General features: G+C 63.9%; 19 protein-coding genes and 1 pseudogene. 8 read left to right on the top strand and 12 right to left on the bottom strand.

Going from position 1 to position 22,717, the window contains the following annotated elements; all coding sequences use genetic code 11:
* Nucleotides 1–38 precede the first annotated feature (38 nt).
* Nucleotides 39–2,327, top strand: a complete 2,289-nt coding sequence (locus ACZ89F_RS00710) for a hybrid sensor histidine kinase/response regulator (RefSeq protein ID WP_476089963.1) — start codon at nucleotides 39–41, stop codon at nucleotides 2,325–2,327.
* A gap of 182 nt (nucleotides 2,328–2,509) precedes the next feature.
* Nucleotides 2,510–3,385 (top strand): l-ornithine N(alpha)-acyltransferase, encoded by an 876-nt coding sequence (gene olsB, locus ACZ89F_RS00705; protein WP_476097190.1) that lies wholly within the window; start codon nucleotides 2,510–2,512, stop codon nucleotides 3,383–3,385.
* Nucleotides 3,386–3,480: 95 nt separating this feature from the next.
* Here the strand turns inward: olsB and ACZ89F_RS00700 are convergent, their stop codons facing one another.
* On the bottom strand, nucleotides 3,481–4,113 hold the full coding sequence (locus ACZ89F_RS00700) for a trimeric intracellular cation channel family protein (RefSeq protein ID WP_476097189.1): 633 nt from the start codon (nucleotides 4,111–4,113) through the stop codon (nucleotides 3,481–3,483).
* A 122-nt stretch (nucleotides 4,114–4,235) separates the two neighbouring features.
* Nucleotides 4,236–4,871 (bottom strand): nucleotide exchange factor GrpE, encoded by a 636-nt coding sequence (grpE, locus tag ACZ89F_RS00695; protein ID WP_476089962.1) that lies wholly within the window; start codon nucleotides 4,869–4,871, stop codon nucleotides 4,236–4,238.
* 239 nt (nucleotides 4,872–5,110) lie between these two features.
* On the opposite strand from grpE, the gene ACZ89F_RS00690 reads away from it, so the two are divergent.
* The 3 genes from ACZ89F_RS00690 (at nucleotide 5,111) to ACZ89F_RS00680 (ending at nucleotide 7,034) form a co-directional block, all read left to right on the top strand.
* Entirely contained in the window at nucleotides 5,111–5,311 is a 201-nt protein-coding gene (locus tag ACZ89F_RS00690) for a hypothetical protein (protein ID WP_476089961.1), read from the top strand.
* 98 nt (nucleotides 5,312–5,409) lie between these two features.
* A complete protein-coding gene (locus ACZ89F_RS00685; protein ID WP_476089960.1) occupies nucleotides 5,410–5,790 on the top strand; it encodes a hypothetical protein in 381 nt (126 codons plus the stop codon).
* A 221-nt stretch (nucleotides 5,791–6,011) separates the two neighbouring features.
* Nucleotides 6,012–7,034, top strand: a complete 1,023-nt coding sequence (locus tag ACZ89F_RS00680; protein WP_476089959.1) for a fatty acid desaturase — start codon at nucleotides 6,012–6,014, stop codon at nucleotides 7,032–7,034.
* A gap of 44 nt (nucleotides 7,035–7,078) precedes the next feature.
* On the opposite strand, the gene ACZ89F_RS00675 is transcribed toward ACZ89F_RS00680, so the two are convergent.
* The 7 genes from ACZ89F_RS00675 to cysG all read right to left on the bottom strand — a co-directional run bounded on the left by ACZ89F_RS00675 (nucleotide 7,079) and on the right by cysG (nucleotide 14,507).
* Entirely contained in the window at nucleotides 7,079–7,699 is a 621-nt protein-coding gene (locus ACZ89F_RS00675) for a DJ-1/PfpI family protein (RefSeq protein ID WP_136618515.1), read from the bottom strand.
* A gap of 193 nt (nucleotides 7,700–7,892) precedes the next feature.
* Nucleotides 7,893–9,497: a GMC family oxidoreductase gene (locus tag ACZ89F_RS00670; protein WP_476089958.1), complete on the bottom strand. Its 1,605-nt coding sequence runs from the start codon at nucleotides 9,495–9,497 to the stop codon at nucleotides 7,893–7,895.
* 96 nt (nucleotides 9,498–9,593) lie between these two features.
* Nucleotides 9,594–10,127 carry a DUF934 domain-containing protein gene (locus tag ACZ89F_RS00665; RefSeq protein ID WP_476089957.1) on the bottom strand — a complete coding sequence of 178 codons (534 nt, stop codon included), beginning with the start codon at nucleotides 10,125–10,127 and terminating at the stop codon, nucleotides 9,594–9,596.
* Nucleotides 10,128–10,300: 173 nt separating this feature from the next.
* Nucleotides 10,301–11,065 (bottom strand): phosphoadenylyl-sulfate reductase, encoded by a 765-nt coding sequence (locus ACZ89F_RS00660; RefSeq protein ID WP_476089956.1) that lies wholly within the window; start codon nucleotides 11,063–11,065, stop codon nucleotides 10,301–10,303.
* On the bottom strand, nucleotides 11,040–12,710 hold the full coding sequence (locus tag ACZ89F_RS00655) for a nitrite/sulfite reductase (protein WP_476089955.1): 1,671 nt from the start codon (nucleotides 12,708–12,710) through the stop codon (nucleotides 11,040–11,042). The genes ACZ89F_RS00660 and ACZ89F_RS00655 overlap by 26 nt, the downstream gene beginning before the upstream one ends.
* Before the next feature lie 43 nt (nucleotides 12,711–12,753).
* Complete coding sequence (locus ACZ89F_RS00650) at nucleotides 12,754–13,059, bottom strand: DUF2849 domain-containing protein (protein ID WP_476089954.1); 306 nt, start codon at nucleotides 13,057–13,059, stop codon at nucleotides 12,754–12,756.
* Nucleotides 13,056–14,507 (bottom strand): siroheme synthase CysG, encoded by a 1,452-nt coding sequence (gene cysG / locus ACZ89F_RS00645; protein WP_476089953.1) that lies wholly within the window; start codon nucleotides 14,505–14,507, stop codon nucleotides 13,056–13,058. Before cysG ends, ACZ89F_RS00650 begins: the two co-directional genes overlap by 4 nt.
* Before the next feature lie 418 nt (nucleotides 14,508–14,925).
* On the opposite strand from cysG, the gene ACZ89F_RS00640 reads away from it, so the two are divergent.
* The gene (locus ACZ89F_RS00640) at nucleotides 14,926–15,375 is read left to right on the top strand and encodes a baeRF12 domain-containing protein (RefSeq protein WP_126070546.1); all 450 of its coding nucleotides are present in this window, start codon (nucleotides 14,926–14,928) and stop codon (nucleotides 15,373–15,375) included.
* 224 nt (nucleotides 15,376–15,599) lie between these two features.
* The gene (locus ACZ89F_RS00635; RefSeq protein WP_476089952.1) at nucleotides 15,600–17,384 is read left to right on the top strand and encodes a cation:proton antiporter domain-containing protein; all 1,785 of its coding nucleotides are present in this window, start codon (nucleotides 15,600–15,602) and stop codon (nucleotides 17,382–17,384) included.
* An 81-nt stretch (nucleotides 17,385–17,465) separates the two neighbouring features.
* Here ACZ89F_RS00635 and ACZ89F_RS00630 read toward each other — a convergent pair.
* Nucleotides 17,466–18,276: pseudogene (locus ACZ89F_RS00630) on the bottom strand (AraC family transcriptional regulator).
* A 211-nt stretch (nucleotides 18,277–18,487) separates the two neighbouring features.
* Here ACZ89F_RS00630 and ACZ89F_RS00625 point away from each other — a divergent pair.
* The gene (locus ACZ89F_RS00625) at nucleotides 18,488–19,408 is read left to right on the top strand and encodes a zinc-binding dehydrogenase (RefSeq protein WP_476089951.1); all 921 of its coding nucleotides are present in this window, start codon (nucleotides 18,488–18,490) and stop codon (nucleotides 19,406–19,408) included.
* A gap of 26 nt (nucleotides 19,409–19,434) precedes the next feature.
* Here ACZ89F_RS00625 and ACZ89F_RS00620 read toward each other — a convergent pair whose 3' ends face one another.
* A complete protein-coding gene (locus ACZ89F_RS00620; protein WP_056594919.1) occupies nucleotides 19,435–20,187 on the bottom strand; it encodes an SDR family NAD(P)-dependent oxidoreductase in 753 nt (250 codons plus the stop codon).
* A 145-nt stretch (nucleotides 20,188–20,332) separates the two neighbouring features.
* The gene (locus tag ACZ89F_RS00615) at nucleotides 20,333–22,609 is read right to left on the bottom strand and encodes a transglycosylase domain-containing protein (protein WP_476089950.1); all 2,277 of its coding nucleotides are present in this window, start codon (nucleotides 22,607–22,609) and stop codon (nucleotides 20,333–20,335) included.
* Nucleotides 22,610–22,717: the final 108 nt, after the last annotated feature.

Here is a 22,717-nt window from a genome sequence, read left to right as displayed (position 1 = left end):
CGCAATTTTCCATAATCTCTGTCTGGCAAGGATTTCGCATGATCGCGGAATCCGGCAGCCAAGAGGCGGACACTGGCGACGACGTCGATGCGGCGCCCCCGCCGACGTCGACGCGGCGCTTCGTCGCCGCGCCGTCGCTGGTGCCCGAGCCGGAATTCTCCGGGCGCGAAGGCCTGCCCTTTCTGACATTCGTCGCCATCGTGGTGGTGGCCGGGCTGGCGCATCTGACCGGGGCACCGATCTTCATCAGCGTCGCATTGCTGGCAACCGGCCTTGCCGGTCTTGCCGTACATCTGCGCGCCAGGCGGAGCGAACACCGCACCGCCGCCCTTCTTGACGAAACCACTGCCCGCAGCCGCGCCGAGATCGAGACGCTGGCCGACCGCATGTGGGAAATGCAGGAGAGCGATGAGCGCTTTCGCGGCCTGATCGACGCGCTTGGTGATCTCGTCATCCATCGCGACCGCGATGGCTACATCGTCTATGCCAACAAGGTCTTCGCCGATCTCGTCGAAGTCGATCAACGCGACCTTGCCGGCAAGACCCTGGCGGCACTCGGCATTGAGGTTGGCATCGTTCCCGATGCCGCCTTTTCCGACCATGAGTGCCTGAGTTCCACCGATGTCGCCATCAGTACGCCGAGCGGCCCGCGTTGGTTCTCGTGGATCGAACTGTCGGTGCGTGACAAGGACAGCGATGCGGTTTCGCATCGTGCGATCGCTCGCGACATCACCGCCCGCAAACGCGCCGAATCCTCGCTGATCACCGCACGTGAGCGGGCCGAATATGCCAGCCAGGCCAAATCGCGCTTCCTCGCCACCGTCAGCCATGAAATCCGCACGCCGATGAACGGCATCATGGGCATGGCCAGGTTGCTGGCCGACACCAGCCTGTCGCCGGAGCAGCAGACCTATGTCGGCGCCGTCTCGACCTCGGCCAGCGCATTGCTCGCCCTGATCGAGGATCTTCTCGACTACTCCAAGATCGAAGCCGGGCGCTTCGACCCGGAGCCACAGCCGATGTCGGTGCGCGAGATCGCCGACAACATCATCGAGTTGCTGGCCGCGCGCGCCTTCGCCAAGGGTATCGGGCTAGGCTGCCATGTCGAACCCGACGTGCCGCAATTGATCACCGCCGATCCGGGTAAGGTCAGGCAGGTGCTGCTCAACCTTATCGGCAACGCCATCAAGTTCACCGACAGCGGCGGCGTGTTGGTGAGCATCGCACGCGCGCGCACCGAAACCAGCGACCGCGTATGCTTCACCATCGCCGATACCGGTCCGGGCCTGCATGATGAGGACCTGGATCGCATTTTCGAGGAGTTCGAGCAGGCCGACGGCACGTCGACGCGCACGCATGGCGGGGCCGGCCTCGGTCTTGCCATCTCCAGGCGCCTGGTGGCCGCCATGGGCGGCACGATCTCGGTATCCAGCCGGCTCGGCCAAGGTTCCGAATTCGTCTTCGAAATCCCGGCGATAGCGGCAACCGAAGCGCCGCAGGGCCGCCAGAACGCGCTCTCGGGCAGGCACGCGGTGATCCTGTCGAAAAACACCGTCGAGGCCGACGCCATCGCCCGCACCATCCGCGCCAATGGCGGCGCGGTCGACGTCGCCACCACCGCTGCGCAGGCCGCGCCCTTCGCCGCCGGCTGCGATGTGATTCTGGTCGATGCGGCCATGGAAGAAAGCGATGGAAGGCTGCTCAAGCGCCTGCGCCAGAGCGGTTTCTCCGACTGCGAGGCCATCACGCTGATCGCGCCGACCGACCGCGGCATGCTTGGCGAGTTCCGCGCCAGCGGCTACGCGACCTTCCTGGCCAGGCCAGTGCGTGGCGGAACGCTTCTGCGTGTGCTGTTGAGCAGCCATGCTCCCAGCCTCGCCCAGCCGCAGCCGGAAAAGCGCGGCGCGCCGTCGCTGCGCGCCGTCGGCAACCGCCAGCGGGGCCTGTCGGTGCTGATCGCCGAGGACAATGACATCAATGCCATGCTGGCCCGCGCCACGCTGTTGAAGGCAGGGCATCGCGTCAAGGTGGTCGGCAACGGCAAGGCCGCCGTCGAAGCTGTCACCGGCGCCGGGCACAGGGACCGCTTCGACGTGGTCTTGATGGATCTGCATATGCCGGTCATGGACGGGCTGGACGCGATTGCCGCCATCCGCCGCCATGAGGAAGAAACCGCCGTGTCCCCGGTGCCGATCATGGTGCTGTCGGCCGACAGCCAGGAAAAGACCCGCCATGCGGTTTTGGCCCATGGCGCCAGCGGCTTTGTCACCAAGCCGCTCGACCCTGAGGCGCTGGTCAATGCCGTCGAGGGACAGGTCGCGGCCTGAGCTTTCCATCGCCCATTCCGCGCCGTGCGATCACTTAAACGTAGCCGGTTGATCGTATTCGCCAGCCGACGAAGTATTGCCCACGACCTCGTATCACGGTACTGTCACAATCCTGTTGCACCTACACCGTATCCCCGTGCCAAGAGGGATGGCTCGAAGGAGAATCACTCGTGCATACAGTTATGCCGGAATGTGACACTCGGCCGAACGCCAGCAGCGCCTTGCTTGCCGGACGTAACGTCGATTCCGTCATAAAGGGCGCGGCACTGGGCCGTATAGGCAATCTTGAAGTGCGGCTCGCTCGCAACGAGGCCGAGATCGCGGCCGCGCAGGAAGTGCGCTACCGGGTGTTCTACGATGAACTTGGCGCCAAGAAGGACCTGTTCCGGGCCCATGACCGCCGTGACGCTGACCGGTTCGATCCGCTCTGCGACCACCTGCTGGTTTTGGACACCACGCTTTCCGGTCCCGAACATCGCCGCATCGTCGGCACCTATCGGCTGCTGCGGCAAGAAATCGCGGCCACGGCCGGAGGGTTCTATTCGGAAGGTGAATTTGAGCTGACCAAGCTCATTGCCCGTCACCCCGGCCAGCGTTTTCTCGAGCTCGGCCGCTCCTGCGTTTTGCCGGAATACCGCTCGAAGCGCACCATCGAGGCGCTGTGGCAAGGGATCTGGGCCTATATCAACCATTACGAAATCGGCGTGATGACCGGTTGCGCGTCCTTCCACGGCACCGTGCCTGCAGCGCATGCAGAGGCGCTCACCTACCTCGCCCACCACTGCCGGACGAATTCGGCCTGGGACGTGCGCGCCGTGTCCGGGCGCTACTGCTCGATGGATCTGATGCCGATCGAGGCCGTCAATGCCAAGGCGGCGATCGCTGCGATGCCGCCTTTGGTCAAGGGCTACCTGCGCGTCGGTGCCCGCATCGGTGACGGCTGCGTCATCGACCGCGAATTCTCGACGGTCGACGTCTTCGTCGTGATGCCGGTCAAGGAAATCGGCGCCCGCTACGTCAACTATTATGGCGGGGAAGCCCAGCGCTTCGCTGCGTGAGTAGGCAGTAGGCAGTAGGCAGTAGGCAGTAGGCAGTAGGCAGTAGAGAAGACGCCACGATTCACGCTCTTGTGACTATTCCCTATTCCCTCTCTTCACCGAATATCTTCCGGCCGCCGGCCTGGTCGGCTCTTGTAGGACGGAAACGACCAGCCGAATTTGAGCGCGCCGCCACGCACCAGGAACGCCGCCGCAAAACCGGCGAGGTCGGAGGCGAGCGGCGGCAGCCCGGCAAGGTCGCCAAGTGTGTAGAGGCCGGCACCCGCAAGGGCCGCTGTGACGTAGATTTCAGGCCTGAGCAGCACCGATGGCTCGCCGGCCAGGAGATCGCGCAGAATGCCGCCGAAGGTGGCGGTGAGCACGCCGGTGACGACGGAGACGACCGGCGAACCGGTAATCGCCAGTCCCTTGGCCGCGCCCATCACCGAAAAGGCGGCGAGCCCGATGGCGTCGAGCCAGAGCAGCCATTTCCAGCGCGATTCGACACGATGCGCGCTGAAGAAGACCAGCACCGCAACCACGGCGCAGATCAGCACATAACCGGAGTTGGCGACCCAGAAAACCGGCAGGTTGAGGATGACGTCGCGAAGCGTGCCGCCGCCTATCCCTGTGACGCTGGCCAGGAACAGGAAGCCGATAATGTCGAGCTGCTTGCGCGAAGCCGCAAGCGCCCCGGTCGCCGCGAAGACGGCGACACCGGCATAGTCGAGAAGCGCGATGGGGTTCATGGCAGGCCAGGGAGCAAGGGAATAGGGCAGTATGTTTAGCACGAAGCCGCACCCTTGGTGCGACTCCCCTTTTTACCTGCTGCCCTACTGCCCTACTGCCTTACCCCCCCTACTGCCCTCAATTAAGCATCTTTCTCGGCCTGCTCATTGACAGGCCCCGGCTCGACTGGCGCTTCGGCAGCGGCGAGCTTCGGGCCGCCCTTGGCGACGCCGACCATGGCTGGACGCAGCACGCGGTCGCCGATCGAATAGCCCGGCTGCACGACCTGGACCACCGTATTGGCCGGGACATCCGGGTTGGGCACTTCGAACATCGCCTGGTGGAAATTGGGATCGAACTTCTCGCCTTCCGGCGCGAGCTTCTTGACCCCGTGCCGTTCCAGTGCCGACAGCATGGCGCGCTCGGTCAAGTCGACGCCTTCGATCAGCGCCTTGAAGCCGGTGTCACCCGACGCCTTGGCCTCGGCGGGAATCGCGTCCAGCGCGCGGCGCAGATTGTCCGACACCGACAGCATGTCGCGAGCGAAATTCGCGACCGCGTAGGTGCGCGCGTCATGCACGTCGCGCGCCGTGCGGCGACGCAAGTTTTCCATCTCGGCCGCCACGCGCAGCGCGCGGTCCTTCAGCTCTTCATTTTCCTTCAGCAGCCGCACAAGGGCTTCATAGTCGCCGTCGATGCTGCCTTCCGTGCGCTCGGCAGTGGCCTCGGTTGCCTCGACTTCATCGGGCGCGCGTTCGTCTTTTGCCTGGTCGCTCATCGCCGTTTCCCGTCAATCTCGAATGATGTGGATTTTGTGCCCGATATCGAGGTTCGGCGGCCAAAAATCAAGGGGTAAGCGATTGTGGAGGCGATCAGTCAGGGCTGAGCAACGACAGGCAAGACATTTCGATTTTAATTCAAATTTTACCCTGACCGCCGGCTTTGCTTGCCACAACGGCGTGATGGGGGAACCATTCCCCTGCTGGAGGAGTTTCGAAGCCGACACAGGATTTTGAGATGATGACCCGCAACAAGGGCGAAAAGGTAGAAGGGCTGGCCACCGAGGTCAGGCGTCAGTTCGGCGCCGAGACGGTGACGCGCTTTCTGCGCACCTTGCCGGCCTTCCGCACCGAGGCCGACCTTCCCGACCGCTTCAGAGAGCTGCTCGACCGCCTCGACGGAGCGGAGAACGGTGACGTCGGCTGGCGCCGACGGTAACACGACGACCAATCTTGGCAGCAAACCTCTATCGGCAATAGCCTGAGAGAGCCGAACCATCTAAGGATGGATGCGTTGTGGTTCAAATGGAGGACGTAATGCGCAAGGTTTCGATCACATCATTGCTTTCGGCGCTTGTCGGCCTCGGCGCCGTCACCTTGGTGGCCTTTCCGGCACAAGCAGAAGATCTGCAGCTGCAATTGGGCAAACATGGCCCGCGGCTGAAGCTCATGGAAGATTGCGATCCCGCCTATGACGATTGTGAAGGTCCCCGTCGCGACGACCGGCGCGACCGCCGTCAGTCGCGAGGCTGCACGGAAGACCGGGCTCTCGACAAGGCGGACCGAATGGGCATCCGCCGCGCCAGGATAGAGGCCGTCGGCCGCCGGGAGATCCGGGTCCGTGGCATACAGCGGGGCGACCGCGTGCGCGTGACCTTCGGAACCGAGCGCGGCTGCCCTATCCTCGATCGCGAATGAAGATCGGCCCCCAAAACTGGAAAACCCGATGCTCAGACGACAAAGAGAGCTTCGGATTCCTGAACGATCGGGCTTGAAAGCCAGCCGCTTCGGCGGCGTATCATCAAGCGGGTCGGGCTTGCGGTTGGCTGGCTCGGCCGCCAAGCCACGCGACAATTACGCACAGTAATTTTGCGTGATTGTTGTCTTGCGGTGGCGGGGCACCCCGCCTATGCTTCCTGATGAACATGATTTCCCCTGAGGCGGTCGCCAACAGCAAGCGCGCCTGGTTGAAGATTCTGGCGCGCTACAAGAAGCCTGACAGGCGACGCAGCACCATCGAACTTGCCATCACACTCATCCCGTTCGCCGTGCTCTGGGGATTGTCCTCGGCAGCCTATGCCTATGGCCATTGGTGGGGACTGATCCTGATCCTTCCCGCGGCCGGGTTTCTGGTTCGCATCTTCATGATCCAGCACGATTGCGGCCACGGCTCCTTCTTCGCCAATCGCTACGCGGACGACTGGATCGGCCGCGCGCTCGGCATCCTGACGCTGACACCCTACGACTGCTGGCGGCGCGCTCACGCGACGCACCACGCCAGCGCCGGCAATCTTGACGAACGCGGCATGGGCGACATCAGGACGCTGACCGTTGCCGAATACCGGCAAATGTCATGGCGAGGCCGTCTTGCCTATCGTCTCTATCGCCACCCGCTGGTGATGTTCGGGCTCGGGCCGATCTGGCTGTTCATCTTCGAGCAAAGGCTGCCCGTCGGCATGATGCGCGGCGGCCTGACGCCCTGGGTATCGTCGATGACCACCAATCTTGGTATCGCAGTTGCAGCAGCCCTCCTCATCTGGTTCGTTGGCCCCGGCGCGTTCCTGGTGGTCCATCTGCCGATCGTCATCCTCGCCGGTTCGGCCGGCATCTGGCTGTTCTACGTCCAGCACCAGTTCGAGGAAACGGAATGGGCGAAGGATGCCGACTGGGAATTCCAGCACGCCGCCCTGCACGGATCGTCCTATTACGACCTGCCGCCGGTGCTGAACTGGTTTACCGGCAATATCGGTGTCCACCACGTCCACCACCTCTCCGCCAAGGTACCGTGTTACCGGCTGCAGGAAGTGCTGCGGGATTATCCCGAACTGCGCAGCATCGGCCGCGTCACGCTGCTCGAAAGCCTGCGCTGCGTCAAACTGGCATTGTGGGACGAAAACCGCCGCAAACTGGTGTCGTTCCGCGAGGCGCGGCTGGCGGTGTAGAAAGACCGCCGCGCCATTGGCACGGCGGCCTCCAAAATCCTGGATCAGGCCGCCTGACGCTCGTCGCGCATCAGGATCTCGCCATGGCGGATCTCGGTGCCCAGCACCTTCAGGCATTCGCGGATGAAGTTGGACAGGCCCGGCCAGCCCTTGGCTGAAACGAGATTGCCGTCGACATGGGCGCCGGTCGGCGCGACGTCGATATAGATGCCACCGGCCAGCGTGACCTCCGGCTCGCAGTAATGGAGCGCGGCGACTTCCCGGCCCCGCACCACGCCATCCACCGCGATCAGGATCTGCACGCCATGGCAGATGGTGAAGATCGGCTTGCCGGCCTCGTGGAAATGCCGCACCAGCGCCTGTACCCGCTTGTCGATGCGGATGTATTCCGGCCCGCGCCCGCCCGCCGCGTAGACGGCATCGTATCCGGCCGGGTCCACCTCGGAAAACGTCTTGTTGAGGATGTAGTCGTGGCCGAGCTTTTCCGTGTAGGTCTGGTGGCCTTCGAAGTCGTGCAGCGACGTCTTCAATATATCGCCCGCCTTCTTGTCCGGGCAGACGACATGCACGGTGTGGCCAACCGCATGCATCGCCTGTTCAAAGACGAAAATCTCATATTCCTCGCTGAACTCGCCAACGAGCATCAGTATCTTCTTGCCAGCCATTCCCGATTCCTCCCTTGTGGCCATATTTATTTCGGATCGCGAAATAATGAACCTATCCTAAGGGCAGGATCGCGAAAGGGAAAGCGCAAATCGCACAATTGGTACGACCAGTTGATGTCGATTGGCGCCGGCATCATCACAGGATATTCCACAACAGGCAAAACCAGCACCACTGGTTCGACCAGAATCCCGATCAGGCAGCCTTGATCATATCAGCTGCCTTTTCGGCGATCATGATGGTCGGCGCATTGGTGTTGCCACCGATCAGTGTCGGCATCACCGAGGCGTCGACGACCCGCAAGGCTTGAATGCCGCGCACGCGCAGTTGCGGATCGACCACCGCCATGTCATCGATGCCCATCTTGCAGGTGCCGACCGGGTGATAGATCGTATCGGCACGAGCCCGGATATGCGCCATCAGCTCGGCATCGCTCGAAACGCCGGCGGTGTAGATTTCCTTATGGCGGTATTTGGCCAGCGCCGGCGCCTCCAATATGGCGCGCATCATTCTGGCGCCCTTGAGCAAAAGCTCGGCGTCGCGTTCGTCGGACAGAAATCGAGGATCGATGCGCGGTGGCGCCAGCGGGTCTGGCGTCGACAGCCCGACCTCACCGCGCGACTGCGGCCGCAGCACGCAGACATGGCATGAGAAGCCATAGCCCATATGCAGCTTGCGGCCATGGTCATCGACGATGGCGATGCAGAAATGCAGTTGCAGGTCGGGCCGGTCGACTGCCGGGTCGGATTTGAGGAAAGCGCCGCCCTCCGCGTAGGGCGTGGCGATCATGCCGCCGCCATCCTTGCGCCAGCGCCGCAGATGCCGCAGCAGGCTAGGCAGGCCGCGCAGGCCGATGCCCATCATGTCGGCATCCTTCGATGTCCAGCCCATGATGAAATCGAGATGATCCTGCAGGTTCTTGCCGACACCAGGCAGTTCATGAATGATCGGAATTCCGTGCGCTGCGAGCTCGACGGCCGGCCCGATCCCGGACAGCAACAAGAGCTGCGGCGAGCCGAAGGCACCACCGCAGACAATGACCTCGCGCCTGGCTTTCGCGACAGCTTCGCCCTTGCCCACGCGGTAGCGCACACCGGTGGCCCGCTTGCCGTCAAGGACGATGCCCGTGGCGTGCGCTCCAGTTACGACGGTAAGGTTTGGCCGGTCCATGGCGGGATGCAGATAGGCGGCGGCCGCTGAGCAGCGCTCGCCGCTGCGGCCTTCGCCCCAGAATTGCGTGACTTGATAAAGTCCGGCCCCTTCCTGTTCGACCCCGTTGAAATCATCGTTGCGGCGGATCTGGTTTTCGCCACAAGCCTCGACAAAGGCCCTCGAGAGAGCGCGCGGCTCTTGCTGCTCGGCGACGCGCAGCGGTCCGTCGCCGCCGTGCAGGGCATCCGTGCCGCGCTGGTTGCCTTCCGCACGCCGGAAATAGGGCAGCACCTCGTCCCACGACCAGCCGTCGCAGCCGAGATCGGCCCATTCGTCATAGTCGCTGCGGTGGCCCCTGACATAGAGCATGGCGTTGATGGCGCTCGAACCGCCCAGCGTCTTGCCGCGCGGCTGGTAGCCCTTGCGGCCGCCAAGACCTTGTTGCGGCACGGTCTCGAAAGCCCAGTTGTTGATTTTCGGCCGGCCGGGCAGCAGCGCAATGACGCCTGCCGGGGTACGGATGAGCAGATCCTTGCCCTCGCCGCCGGCTTCGATCAGGCAGACCGTTTTCGATGGAACTTCGGAGAGCCGCGCGGCAAGCGTACAGCCGGCGGAACCGCCGCCGGCAATGACGTAGTCGAAATCCATGGTCTCCTCCTCGCACCCGGCGGATATTTCCGTACGGATAGCCCCAGAGAAGGCCCGATCAGAGCCGATGTAAAGACGTCGGGAATTACCGCTGCGTCAGCTGTTGCGAAGGCGGCGCCAGGAATATTTTGGGCCGTTGGGCTCCGATACGGCGGCTGGCTGATAGTAGAGCCCCAACCCGCCGGTACGGCCCTCTTCCAAGCGCTTCAACAGCACCGGATTCGAAATCTCGAACTCGTCGAAGCCAAGCCGCAACATATGCGGCAACTGGTCGACCAGAACCTGCCCGGTGGCGCGCACCGCCCCCTCGAAATGATAGCGGCTGCGCAGCAGTTCGCCCTTGGAGAAGGAGCGGCCATCGCTGAAGGCCGGGAAGGCCAGCGCCACCAGCGACAACTGGTCGAGCAGGTCGGCAATCTTCTCAAGCTGATCGCCCGGCTGCAGCGCCACCCCGAGCCGTTCGCTGGCGGACCGGCGGACCTCTGGATCGAGATCGAGGAACGCCTGCAGTGGCAGGATGAAGCGGCCATTGCCGAAAAGCGCGTCCGCGCTTTCGGCATGCGTCCACTCGTCCTCGCGAAAACCCGTCGGGGTCCAGAGGCGGGTCTCCAGTATCGTCGGTTCAGTCATCAAAAATTCCTAAAAACTCAAAGAAGCTCATTGTGTGTCGAGGGTCAGGTCAGGCCGCACCGAAAATGATGGCTTCCGGGGTCGCCCTGCGACGACCGGAGCGTACTTGAAGTACGTGAGCACCGGAAGCGCAGGAAGCTGCCGTTTGCAGGCCGGCTGAATATCAAAATACCCTAAAGGGATGCGTCGGTCAGCGACTTCTCCAGTCCCGACAGGTGAATGCCGCACTCGGTCTTGGCATGACCGGCCCAGCGGCCGCTGCGCGCGTCCTCGCCCGGCTGCACCGGCTGCGTGCACGGGAAGCAGCCGATCGACAGATAGCCATAGGCGACCAGCGGATTTTCGCGCAGCGCATGCGCGCGCATATAGTCGGCCTGGTCCGATGTCGTCCAGTGTGCCAGCGGATTGATACGGATGCGCGGGCCGACTGCTTCGAACACCGGAAGTGCTGCCCGGGTCGAGGCCTGGAAGCGCTTGCGGCCGGTGAACCAGGCACGGAAGGGGGCAACGCCACGCGCCAGCGGCTCAACCTTGCGCACGTCGCAGCAGGCGTCGGTGTTGCTCAGATGCAGATTGCCCGTCGGATCGATCCGTTCGAGCGCCGCTTCCTCGGGCTTGATCACTCTAATGTTGGTCAGCCCGAAATCGGCGGCAAGCGCGTCGCGATAGCCGAGCGTCTCTTCGAAATGCTTGCCGGTGTCGAGGAAGATGACCGGCAGCGTCCGGTCGATCTTGGCGATCATGTGCAGCAGCACAGCCGAGTCCGCGCCGAACGACGACACCGCGGCGATCTCGTCGAGAAACAGTTCGCGGGCCGAGCGTTCGATGATCTCGAGCGGCTTCAGATGACCGTAAAGCGCATCGAGTCCCGCCGCCTTGGCGGCGATGCCGTCATCGACGTCGGCAATACGGTCAAGCGGCCTTGGCTTCGCCAGCATAGAGCGCCTCCTTGAACGGCGCGGGACCGACTCGGCGGTAGGCGTCGATGAATTTCTCTTGTGGGTCGAGCCGAAGGCCGAGATAGGTCTCGACGATCTGCTCGATGGCGTCGGTGATCTCTTCCGAGGAGAAGCCGCGGCCGATGATCTCGCCGACCGAGGTGTTCTCGTCGGCCGAGCCGCCCAGCGTCACCTGATAGAGCTCGGAGCCCTTCTTCTCGACACCGAGGATGCCGATATGGCCGACATGGTGATGGCCACAGGCATTGATGCAGCCGGAGATCTTCAGCTTCAGTTCGCCGATCTCGCGCTGCCGCTCCAGCGAGGCGAAGCGGCGCGAGATTTCCTGCGCGATCGGGATCGAGCGCGCCGTGGCCAGCGCGCAATAATCCAGACCCGGGCAAGCGATGATGTCCGATATCAAATTGGAATTGGCCGTCGCCAGGCCGATGCCGACCAGCGCATCATAGACCGCCTTGAGGTCGGCGCGCGCCACATGCGGCAGGATCAGGTTCTGCTCATGGCTGACGCGCAGCTCGTCAAAGGCATATGTCTCGGCGATGTCGGCCACCGCTTCCATCTGGCTGTCCGAGGCATCACCCGGCACCTCGCCGATGCCCTTGAGCGAGATCGTCACCGCCGCGTAGTCGGGATGGCGATGCGTCACGACATTCTGGTCGAGCCACTCCGAGAACCCTTTGGAATCCAGACGCGCCAGCTTGACCGCCTGGTCGCCTTCCGGCCGCTCGGTCAACGCCGGCGGCGCGAAATAGGCCTCGATGGCGCGGATATCCGCTTCCGGCAGCTTCAGCTCGGCGTCCTTCAATTCCTGCCATTCGGCCTCGACCTGGCGGGTGATTTCCTCGACGCCGGTCTCGTGGACGAGGATCTTGATGCGCGCCTTGTACTTGTTGTCGCGGCGGCCATAGAGGTTGTAAACGCGCAGGATCGCCGTGCAGTAGGACAGAAGGTCGGCTTCCGGCAGGAAGTCGCGGATCTTGCGGGCCACCATTGGCGTGCGGCCCTGGCCGCCGCCGATATAGACGGCGAAACCCAGTTCGCCGGCAGCGTTCTTCTTCAGGTGCAGGCCGATGTCGTGGGTCTGGATGGCGGCGCGGTCGCGCTCGGCGCCCGTCACCGCGATCTTGAACTTGCGCGGCAGGAACGAGAACTCCGGATGCACTGACGACCACTGGCGCAGGATTTCCGCATAGGGGCGCGGATCGGCGACCTCATCGGCTGCGGCACCGGCGAAATGGTCGGCGGTGACGTTGCGGATGCAATTGCCGCTTGTCTGGATGGCGTGCATCTCGACGCTTGCCAGATCGGCCAGGATCGCTGGAATGTCCGACAGTGCCGGCCAGTTGAACTGGATGTTCTGGCGCGTGGTGAAATGGCCGTAGCCCTTGTCGTATTTGCGGGCGATGTGGCCGAGCATGCGCAACTGCTTGCCGTTCAGCGTGCCATAGGGCACCGCGATGCGCAGCATGTAGGCATGCAACTGAAGGTAGACGCCGTTCATCAGCCTGAGCGGCCGGAACTGGTCCTCGGTGATCTCGCCGGCAAGGCGGCGCTGGACCTGGTCGCTGAACTCGGCGACGCGGGCCTGGACAAAATCGTGGTCGAACTCATCGTAACGGTACATGCTTCGTCTTTCAGGGCGCGTCCGCCCATGCCTGGTGTCTTGGTTAGGCTGCCCAAGTCGATTGCTTGCCAGCCTGTTTGCCGAGATCGTTGCGGATTGTCGGGCCGGCAGCACGGATCTTCTCGCGCAACCGCACCGGCTCGACGACGCCGTTGACGACATCGGCATCGATCAAATTGACGTCGACCACTTCGTTGGCGGCATAGGCCTTGGCGCCAATCGCCTCCAGGCGATCCTCCGCCGCCTTGTCATGGGCAAGATCGGCATGGTTCACCGTCTCGGCCCAGCCGCCGTCGGCATACCATACGGCAATGCCGTCGGTGAGGCGGTTGGCGGTCAGTATCTTCATTGCTGAACTCCTTCGGCGACCGAACTGGACGCGCCTTCATGCCTGTGTGCCGCGAGCGGTTCGGACCGTTCAAAGTTGGCGCCGGCAACCGCATCGCCGATGATGGTCATGACCGGACCGGAAAGATCGGCGCGCGCTTCCAGCGAGGGCAGGTCGGCAAGCGTGCCATGGAACCGACGCCGGTTGGCGAGGCTGGCGTTCTCCACCACGGCCACCGCCGTATCCGGCGACAGCCCGGCCTCGATCAGCCGGCCGGCGACCTCGGCCGCCACCGAGCGGCCCATATAGACGGCGACGGTGGCGCCCGAAATGGCGAGCTTGGCCCAGTCGGGCAGCGAATTGCCCTTGAGGTCGTGGCCGGTCGTGAACACCATCGACGAGGAAACACCGCGCAAGGTCAGTGGCAGTTCGAAATCGGCGGCGGCGGCAAAGGCCGCGGTGACGCCCGGAACCACCTCATAGGCAATGCCGGCATCACGCAGTGCCGCCATCTCTTCGCCGGCCCGGCCGAAGACCAGCGGATCGCCCGACTTCAGCCGCACGACACGCTTGCCTTCACGGCCAAGCTCGACCAGCAGCGCATTGATCTCAGCCTGGCTCTTGGTGTGGCAGCCCTTGCGTTTTCCCACCGGCAGGCGCTCGGCATCACGGCGGCCCATGGCAACGACCGCCTCCGGCACCAGCGCATCATGGACGATGACATCGGCTTCCATCAGCAAACGATGGGCACGCAAGGTCAAAAGATCTTCGGCCCCAGGGCCGGCGCCGACCAGCGCGACATGGCCGCAAGCAGGCGTGTTCGACAGCAGAAGATCGACGGCGGCGTCATGTGCTTGCGAAAGCTGGCCGGCTTCAGCAGCTCGGGCAGGAGCGCCAGCGAAGAAATCATTCCAGAAGCGACGGCGGGCATTGCCTCTCGGCAGCAGCTTCTCGGCAGCACCGCGAAACGAAGCGGCAAGAATTGCCAGCGGCCCGAGCGACGGCGACAGCATGCGGTCGATGCGGCCGCGCAGCATCTGGGCAAGCACCGGGCCCGCACCTTCCGTGCCGATGGCGATGGCGACCGGCGCGCGGTTGACCAGCGCCGGCGTGAAGAAATCGCAAAGCTCGGGCCGATCGACGGCATTGACCGGAATGCTTAAGCGCCGCGCATCTGCGGCCACGCGGCGGTCGAGTTCCTCGTCGCCACTGGCGGCAAACACCATGACCGCGCCTTCGAGCTGCGACGCGCCGTAAGCGGCGGCAAAATGGTTCGTGCCGGTCTGGGCGATGAAGGCCAGCAGGTCGGGCTCGGCGTGTTCCGCGATGATCCGCAGGACCGCGCTCGACTGTCCGATCAGCCGCGCCTTGGCCAGCGCCTCTTCGCCGCCGCCGACGATGGCCACGGTCTGCCCCTCGACCCGCATGAAGACGGGGAAGGCATTGAGTTTGGGAGCAGTGTGCGACATGGGCGCGAGCGGAATCCTGAACGGGCTTGCAGTTCTACGCGCGGGCGCGAAAAACCAGAAGGAACGCACTCGCGCATCGCCTGTCGGGATGCAATCGCTTTTCTGAAAGCATCCCGACCAAGAGAAAAATATTCCTCGTTGGCGGATGGAGCGGATTCAAGCTGCTGTCGCAGGCCTTGATTTGTAGGTCTTTTAGCGCCCGACGAGAAATGTCGCAAAACAGTTTTTTCTAAATTCTACCAATTTAGTAGATTAAAGCCGCAGGCGTTGGGCAACCCGAACGGCCCACACCCGCGAGGGCCTGGTTGGAACATTACCGGTTCGGGGCGCGTTCCCCAAAAAGCCCATCACGTCGGATCGAAACCCGGCCGCGGCATGTCACAAGATGCCCGGGCGGCCCAAGAAGGAACCTGTCATCATGAGCACAATCAATCTGAAGCACGGCATCTGGGTCATGGTGGCCGATGGCGAGAAGGCGCTTTTCCTCAGGAACGCCGGCGACAACAAATATCCGAATCTCGAGGTGGTGCAGGAAATGCAGCAAGACAACCCGCCCACCCGCGAGCAAGGCAGTGACAGCCCGGGCCGATACAATGATGGTCCCTCCGTACACCGCAGCGCGGTCGAGGATACGGACTGGCACCGCATCGGCAAGGAGCGTTTCGCCGACGAGATCGCCGCCCGGCTCTACAAGCTCGCGCATAGCGGCGAGTTCAACGAGATCGTGCTTGTCGCACCACCGATGCTGCTTGGGACAATGCGCAAGAAGCTGCACAAGGAAGTCGGGGACAAAGTGACCGCTGAAATTCCCAAGACACTGACCAACCACGCCATATTCGAGATCGAGGCCCTGCTGCAGGCAGCCTGATCGTTGTCGATCGATCGCGCCGGATCGAAACGGAACATCATCGCGCGACTTCAAATCCGACCGGCGGCTTCTTCGGCCGCCGGTCAAGTTTTTGCGGCCGCACCGTCGATTTCATGGCTTTGCGGGTTGCATCGCCGACACCCGATCCACCATATTGCAAACAGGCGGCGGCTTCGGGCGGCGCCCATCCAACATTGCTGGTTCTGAAAGGCGCTCCATAGACAATGCCGCATGACACGCCCCTTATCGCCACCATCGTCGCCGGTCTGGGGCTGGCTTTCGTCTTCGGGGCTCTCGCCAACCGCTTCCGCATCCCGCCGCTGGTCGGCTATCTCGTAGCCGGCGTGCTGGTTGGGCCGAACACGCCCGGCTTCGTCGCCGATGCCGGCCTTGCCAACGAACTGGCCGAAATCGGCGTCATCCTGCTGATGTTCGGCGTCGGCCTGCACTTCTCGTTGAAGGACCTTCTGTCGGTGCGCGCCATCGCCGTGCCCGGCGCCATCGTCCAGATCGGCTTTGCCACCGCGCTCGGCGCCGGGATGTCGTGGATGCTCGGCTGGTCGATGGGCGCGGGGCTGGTTTTCGGCCTGGCGCTGTCGGTCGCCTCGACCGTGGTGCTGCTGCGCGCGCTGCAGGAGCGACGGATGATCGAGACCGAGCGCGGCCGCATCGCCGTCGGCTGGCTGATCGTCGAGGATCTGGCCATGGTGCTGGCGCTGGTGCTGCTGCCGGCGCTGGCCGGCGTGCTCGGTGGCCAGGAGCAGGTGGACACCCATGCGAGCGGCCTGCTGTCGCTGCCGGCCAGCTACGGCATCTGGGGCGTCGTCGGCATCACACTGGCCAAGGTCGCCGCTTTCGTCGTCGTCATGCTGGTGGTCGGCCGCCGGGTCATTCCTTGGATCCTGCACTATGTCGCCCACACCGGCTCGCGCGAATTGTTCCGGCTGGCGGTGCTCGCCATAGCGCTCGGCGTCGCCTTCGGCGCGGCCAAGCTGTTCGGGGTCTCGCTGGCGCTAGGCGCCTTCTTTGCCGGCATGATCATGAGCGAGTCCGAGCTCAGCCACCGCGCGGCGGAAGAATCGCTGCCGCTGCGCGACGCCTTTTCGGTGCTGTTCTTCGTTTCGGTCGGGATGCTGTTCGACCCGTTCAGCCTGATCAGCAATGGCTGGCCAATCCTGGCGACGCTGGCCATCATCGTCATCGGCAAATCACTGGCGGCGTTCGTCATCGTCATTGCCTTCGGCTATCCCCTGGCCACCGCACTGATGATCTCGGCAAGCCTTGCCCAGATCGGCGAATTCTCCTTCATCCTGGCCGAGCTCGGCGTCGGGCTGAAACTGTTGCCCGAACAAGGCCGCGACCTGATTCTGGCCGGCGCCATCCTGTCGATCGTGCTGAACCCGCTGATGTTCCTGGCCATCGACTGGATGAAGCCATGGCTGGAGCGGCGCGCTGCCAGGACGGCACCGCCGGTCGAGGCAAAGCCGGTTGGTCCGGCAACGGAACCGGGCCATGTGGCCTCTGTTGCAGCCCCGACAAAAGCGGAAGACGGGCCGCCGCCCAGGACAATCCTCACCGACCACGCCATCCTGATCGGCTATGGCCGCGTCGGCAGTCTCGTCGGTGCGTCGCTGAAAGAGGCCGCGCTGCCCTTCCTGGTGGTCGAGGATGCCGACAAGACACTGGCCAGACTGAAGGCCGATGGCATCGAGACGGTCTCCGGCAACGCGGCCAACGCCGAAGTGTTTGCCGCCGCCAATCCCGAAGGCGCGAAGCGGCTGATCCTGGCCATTCCCAATGCCTTCGAGGCCGGCCAGATCGTGCTCAGGGCACGTGCCGCCAACCCCGGCATCAACGTCATCGCCCGTGCCCATTCCGACGCCGAGGTCGAGCACCTCAAGGGCCTCGGCGCCGACACGGTGATCATGGGCGAGCGCGAAATCGCCCGCGGCATTGTCGAAGAGGTGCTTGGCCACAAGCCGGGGGCTGCCGAACCGTCCGCTGCCTAAGCCGATCCTGCTCGGCGACAGATTGCCGTGTCGATCTCGACCGCCTGCTCGCAGGCGGCCATCTGCTCGCAGGCAGGTTGATCACGCGACGAATGCAGAGCCGCCATGGAGCACGACACTGGCGAGGTATTTTGCCGGAGGCTTGCCGAGCGCCTTCTTGAACATGGTGATGAAGGCGGTGACGGATTCATAACCGAGATCGCCCGAAACCTGCTGCACGCTGGCGCCGGAGGCCAGCTCTCGGATCGCGACGATCAAGTGCAATTGCTGACGCCAGCGCCCGAAGCTTAAGCCAGTCTCCTTCACGACGAGACGGGCGAGACTGCTCTCACTGAGCGCAACGCGATTGGCCCATTCTGCCAGTGTGCTGCGGTCGGCAGGATCTTGCGCCAACGCTTCGGCGATCCGCCGCAAGCGCGGCTCGGATGAGATCGGCAGATGCAACTGCTGGACAGGCATACGCGGCAGCTCAGTGAGCAGGGTTTTGGTCAACAGCTCATCCCGCGCCTGATCGCCCTGCACACCATCAGCCAGCTCGATGATCAGTTCGCGCAGCAGCGCCGAAATCGAAAGCGTGCAACACCTGTCCGGCAGATAAGCGGCTCCCGGCTCGATATACACGAAAAAAATCCGGGCGTTGGCGGTGGGCGACATTGCTGTGCTCCATGTCACCGGGAATCCACACCCCGCAATGAGGCGGCACCATCCACAGGCCGCTGGGGGCGTGGCATGTGACACCGCCTCCGAGCGCGAAGACGAGCTGCCCTTTGCGATGCCGGTGGGCGGGTACCTCCGCTCTAGTCTCGGGGACGTCGACGCGCACGGCAATCGCCGGCGCGGACGGATCATCCACATCGAGATTGAGCCAGGGGTAGCGGAGGGGCTGTCTCATGATTGACTGTTTTTAGCGATCAGATGCTTCAATATCTAGATTATTCGAAGCGGAAAATCGATAGGTTCCGCTTGTGAACGAGCAGTTCAGGAGCGCACGGAGCTGGCGAATTTTCTTCAGCCAGCGGCCGCCGTCGCCCCAAAGTCGAACCAGCAAGACCGTGCATAGCAACGTTCGAAGGCGTCCATCGCGCAGCAGTGAGGTATGAACCATGCTCGCCCTAGTCATCTCCTCCGATAGCGTGACCGGACTGAGGATCGCGGAGCTTGCCGAGCCTCAAGCAGCCTCGAACGAGGCGCTTGTCTCGGTCCACGCAACCTCGTTGAACCGCGGCGAGCTGCGCTTGCTCGCCATTCGCCCGGACGGCTGGATACCGGGCCAGGACATCGTCGGGTTTGTCGAACGGGCAGCAGCCGATGGTTCGGGGCCAGCCGTGGGCGCCCGGGTTGCGGCTCTGGTCGACCAGGCCGGCTGGGCCAAACGGGTCGCCGTTCCAACCGACCGTCTCGCGGTCCTGCCGGATGACGTCAACTTCGTTTCCGCAGCCACGCTTCCGGTCGCGGGCACGACGGCGCTGAGGACTTTGCGCCATGGCGGTGAGCTGACTGGCCAACGGGTCCTGATCACCGGGGCAAGCGGTGCGGTCGGTCGTTTCCAGGTCCAGATCGCCCGCGAGCAAGGCGCGTCGGTGACCGCGGTCGCCGGTGCCCGGCACGCCGGGGATCTCCGCGGTCTGGGAGCCAAGCGGGTGGTCGAGTCGATCGATCTGGCTGAGGGACCGTTTTCGCTGATAACGGAGTCAGTCGGCGGCGAAAGTCTCGCCCACGCGATCGAACGCGTCGCACCTGGCGGGACGATCGTCATGTTCGGCTCCAGCAGCGGCGAACTCACGCCCATTGGATTCCGCCAGTTCGTTCCGGATCATGAAGGCGCGAGGCTTCAGACTTTTGCGTACTACACCTCCGGTCCAGGCATTGGCGAGGACATCGCCTCGCTGCTCGCTCTGGTCGCAGCCGGCCGGCTCGAAACGCGCGTGGCCTTGACCATGCCGTGGACAGACATCACCCAAGCACTGGACGCATTGCGACAGCGCAGCTTCAGCGGCAAGGCTGTTCTCACCATGGCCGAATGAGCAGTCCTCGGCCTGAAGCCGGCCGCTCACACGTGCTGGCCGCCATTGATGTGGATTTCAGAACCCGTCACATAGGAAGCCTGCTGTGAGCACAGGAAGAAGATGATGTCGGCGACTTCCGCCGTGGTGCCAAGGCGCCTGAGCGGAATGGTCTCGACGATCTTGTCCGTGCCCGGCGACAGGATCGCGGTGTCGATCTCGCCGGGCGCAATGGCGTTGACGCGGATGCCGTGCGGGCCGAAATCATGCGCCATCTCGCGCGTCAGCGAGCCGAGTGCCGCCTTCGATGTCGCATAGGCCGTGCCGGCGAACGGATGCACGCGGGTGCCGGCGATCGAGGTGACATTGACGATCGAGCCCTTGGCCGCCGCCAGTTCCTTGAACAGGCCGCGCGCCAGCATGATCGGCGCGAAGAAATTGACCTGGAACACATCGCGCCAGACATGCATCGGCGTGTCGATCGAGTCCATACGGCCGTTGCCGTCCTTGAGCTTCGGCGAGATCCCGGCATTGTTGACCAGCGCGTGCAGCTGGCCGCCATGCGCTTCCAGCCGGTGGCGGATTTCGGAGACGGCGATGCCGACATCTTCCTGGTCGGCGAGATCAACCTTGATGTGGTCTTCCGGCCCCGCCGGCCACGGGCAATCCTCCGCAAAGGCCTGGCGCGAGCAGGTGATGACGCGCCAGCCCTCGCGCGAAAAGCGCTTGACCGTGGCGTGGCCGATACCGCGGCTGGCGCCGGTCAGCACAATGGTCTTTCTGGTGTCGAGTTCAGCCATTTCAGGGTCTCCGGCCGGCAGATGTAGCCGAACGCCGCCGAGGTGGCGAGAGGCGAGTTGCCGCTAATGCATGTCGCTCAAAAGTGGCCCCGGGTTTGAGGCAACGACATGCATGGAAACAAAGAGCTGGAGCGCGCGACGCGCTTCAGCCGCCAAGGAGATCGAGGATCGAGGTCTGCCGCTTCTTGCGCGGGCCGCCGACATCGCCTGGCGGTACCGGGTGCTTGATCGAGGCGGTGGCGCCGTCATCCTCCGGCATGGAAAGACCATCGGCATCGACGGTCTGGGCGGGACGGGCCGCGCGGGCCGGTGCCGGCGCCTGGGCAACCGGCGCGGCTGGCCGCGCCTGCGGCGTCTGCTGGCCGACGGACGCGGATGGAACCGGCGCCGGCGGCGTGTTGTTTGCCGAGGGTATCTCGTCGGGCACGATGGTGTCGGCCGGCGTCGATTTCCAGGTGCCGGGCAGCGGCCGCACCGGCACGCCCTCGTGGGCTGCGACCATGAATTCGTGCCAGGCCTGCGCCGGCAGTGCGCCGCCGGTGACCTTCTTCATCGGACTGCCATCATCATTGCCGAACCACACGCCGGTGGTGAGGTTGGCGGTGTAGCCGACGAACCAGGCGTCGCGCGAATTCTGGCTGGTGCCGGTCTTGCCGGCTGACGGCCAGGCGAAAGCCGCTTTCCGGGCGGTGCCGATCTCGACCGTACCGGTCATCATCGAGTTCATCATGCCGACGATCTCGGGCTTGACGACACGCGGCGCGCTGCCGCCGCCGCTGTCGTAGAGCACCTTGCCGTCGGTGGTCGTCACGCGGCGGATGAAATGGATGTCCGGCTTGTAGCCGCCATTGGCGAAGGGCACATAGGCCGAAGTCAATTCCAGCGGCGTCACTTCCGAAGTGCCTAGCGCGATCGAGGTGTTGGCTATCAGGTCGGACTGGATGCCCATGCGGTGCGCCGCCTCGACAACCGCGTTCGGCCCGACCTCCATTGTCAGCTGGGCGGCGACCGAATTCAGCGATTTGGCCAATGCGGTGGCCAGCGTCACCTTGCCGAAATACTTGCCGCCATAATTGTCGGGCGTCCAGTTGCCGATCTTGATCGGCGCATCGTTTCGCACGCTATCGGGTGTGCGGCCGGCCTCAAGTGCCGCCATGTAGACGAACGGCTTGAACGCCGAGCCCGGCTGGCGGCGCGCTTCCGAAGCGCGGTCGAACTGACTGGTCGAATAGTCGTAGCCGCCGACCATGGCGCGCACCGCACCGGAATCATCGATCGACACCAGGGCGCCCTGGGTGACGTTGAGCTTCTTGCCGCTGTCGTCGATCAGCCTGCGGATCGATTGCTCGGCGAGCTTCTGCAGGTTCAGGTCGACGGTACTGTCGACGACGATGTCGCCGCGCACGTCGCCGATCAGGTCGGGCAGTTCTTCCATGATGGTGTCGGCGACATAGTTCTCCGAGCCGGTCCAGTAGGACGGCGCGCGCGTTGCCGGCGCACTCATCGCCGAGGTCAGTTCCTTGGCGCTGATCTTGCCTTCGTCGCGCATGGCGGCAAGCACCAGCTGCGAGCGTTCCTCGGCGGCCTTCGGATCGCGTGCCGGCGACAGCCGCGACGGCGCCTTCAACAGGCCGGCAAGCAATGCGGCTTCCGACAGGGTGACGTCGCGCGCGCTCTTGCCGAAATAACGTCGCGAGGCCGCTTCGACGCCATAGGCTCCGGAACCGAAATAGACCCGGTTGAGGTACATTTCGAGGATTTGGTCCTTGGTATGCTTGTGCTCCAGCCACAGCGCCAGCAGCACCTCCTGCACCTTGCGTTCCAGCGTGCGGTCGGGCGTCAGGAACAGGTTCTTGGCCAATTGCTGGGTCAGCGTCGACCCGCCCTGCGAGAAATGCCCGCCAATCACGTTGGTGACCATGGCGCGGGAAAGGCCGATCGGGTCGATGCCGAAATGCGAATAGAAGCGGCGGTCCTCGATGGCGATGACGGCCTCCGGGATATAGGGCGACATTTCGTGCAGGCCGACCGCCTCGCCGCCGCTCATGCCGCGATTGGCGAGCAATTGGCCGTCGGCCGAGACGATCTTGATGTTGGGCGCGCGGTCGGGGATCGACCAGGTCGTCGCCGCTGGCATCTTGGCGCCGTAGTAGACGACGATGCCGGCCACCGCGATGCCACCCCAGATGGCGAGCACGAAGCACCAGTAGAACAGCCGGCCGAGCACGCCGAACAGACCGCGCCGGCTCCTGCCGCGCTTGGCTCGCGACGATTTCCCTTTGGCCGGCTTGCGTTTGGGGGAGGCTTTGCGATTGCTCGGCACGACGCGATCCTCCTCGTTCACCGAAAGACCCGCCGAGGATCGCGCCTGCGGCGGCCCCTCGAAACTGGGTTCGATGCGGCTGTCTCTGCGGTTCGCCATGCGCTGTGCTTTGATATCCCCGATGCCTATGGCGTTCGGGTTGAAGAGTAGATGCGGCGGTTTAAAGGCGGGTTAAGTCGGAAAAATTCAAAGGGATTGATAATCAAA

Source organism: Mesorhizobium sp. USDA 3734 (genome assembly GCF_056279665.1).
The sequence above is the reverse complement of the archived record's forward strand: the minus strand, read 5'-3'. Positions and strand labels throughout refer to the sequence as shown.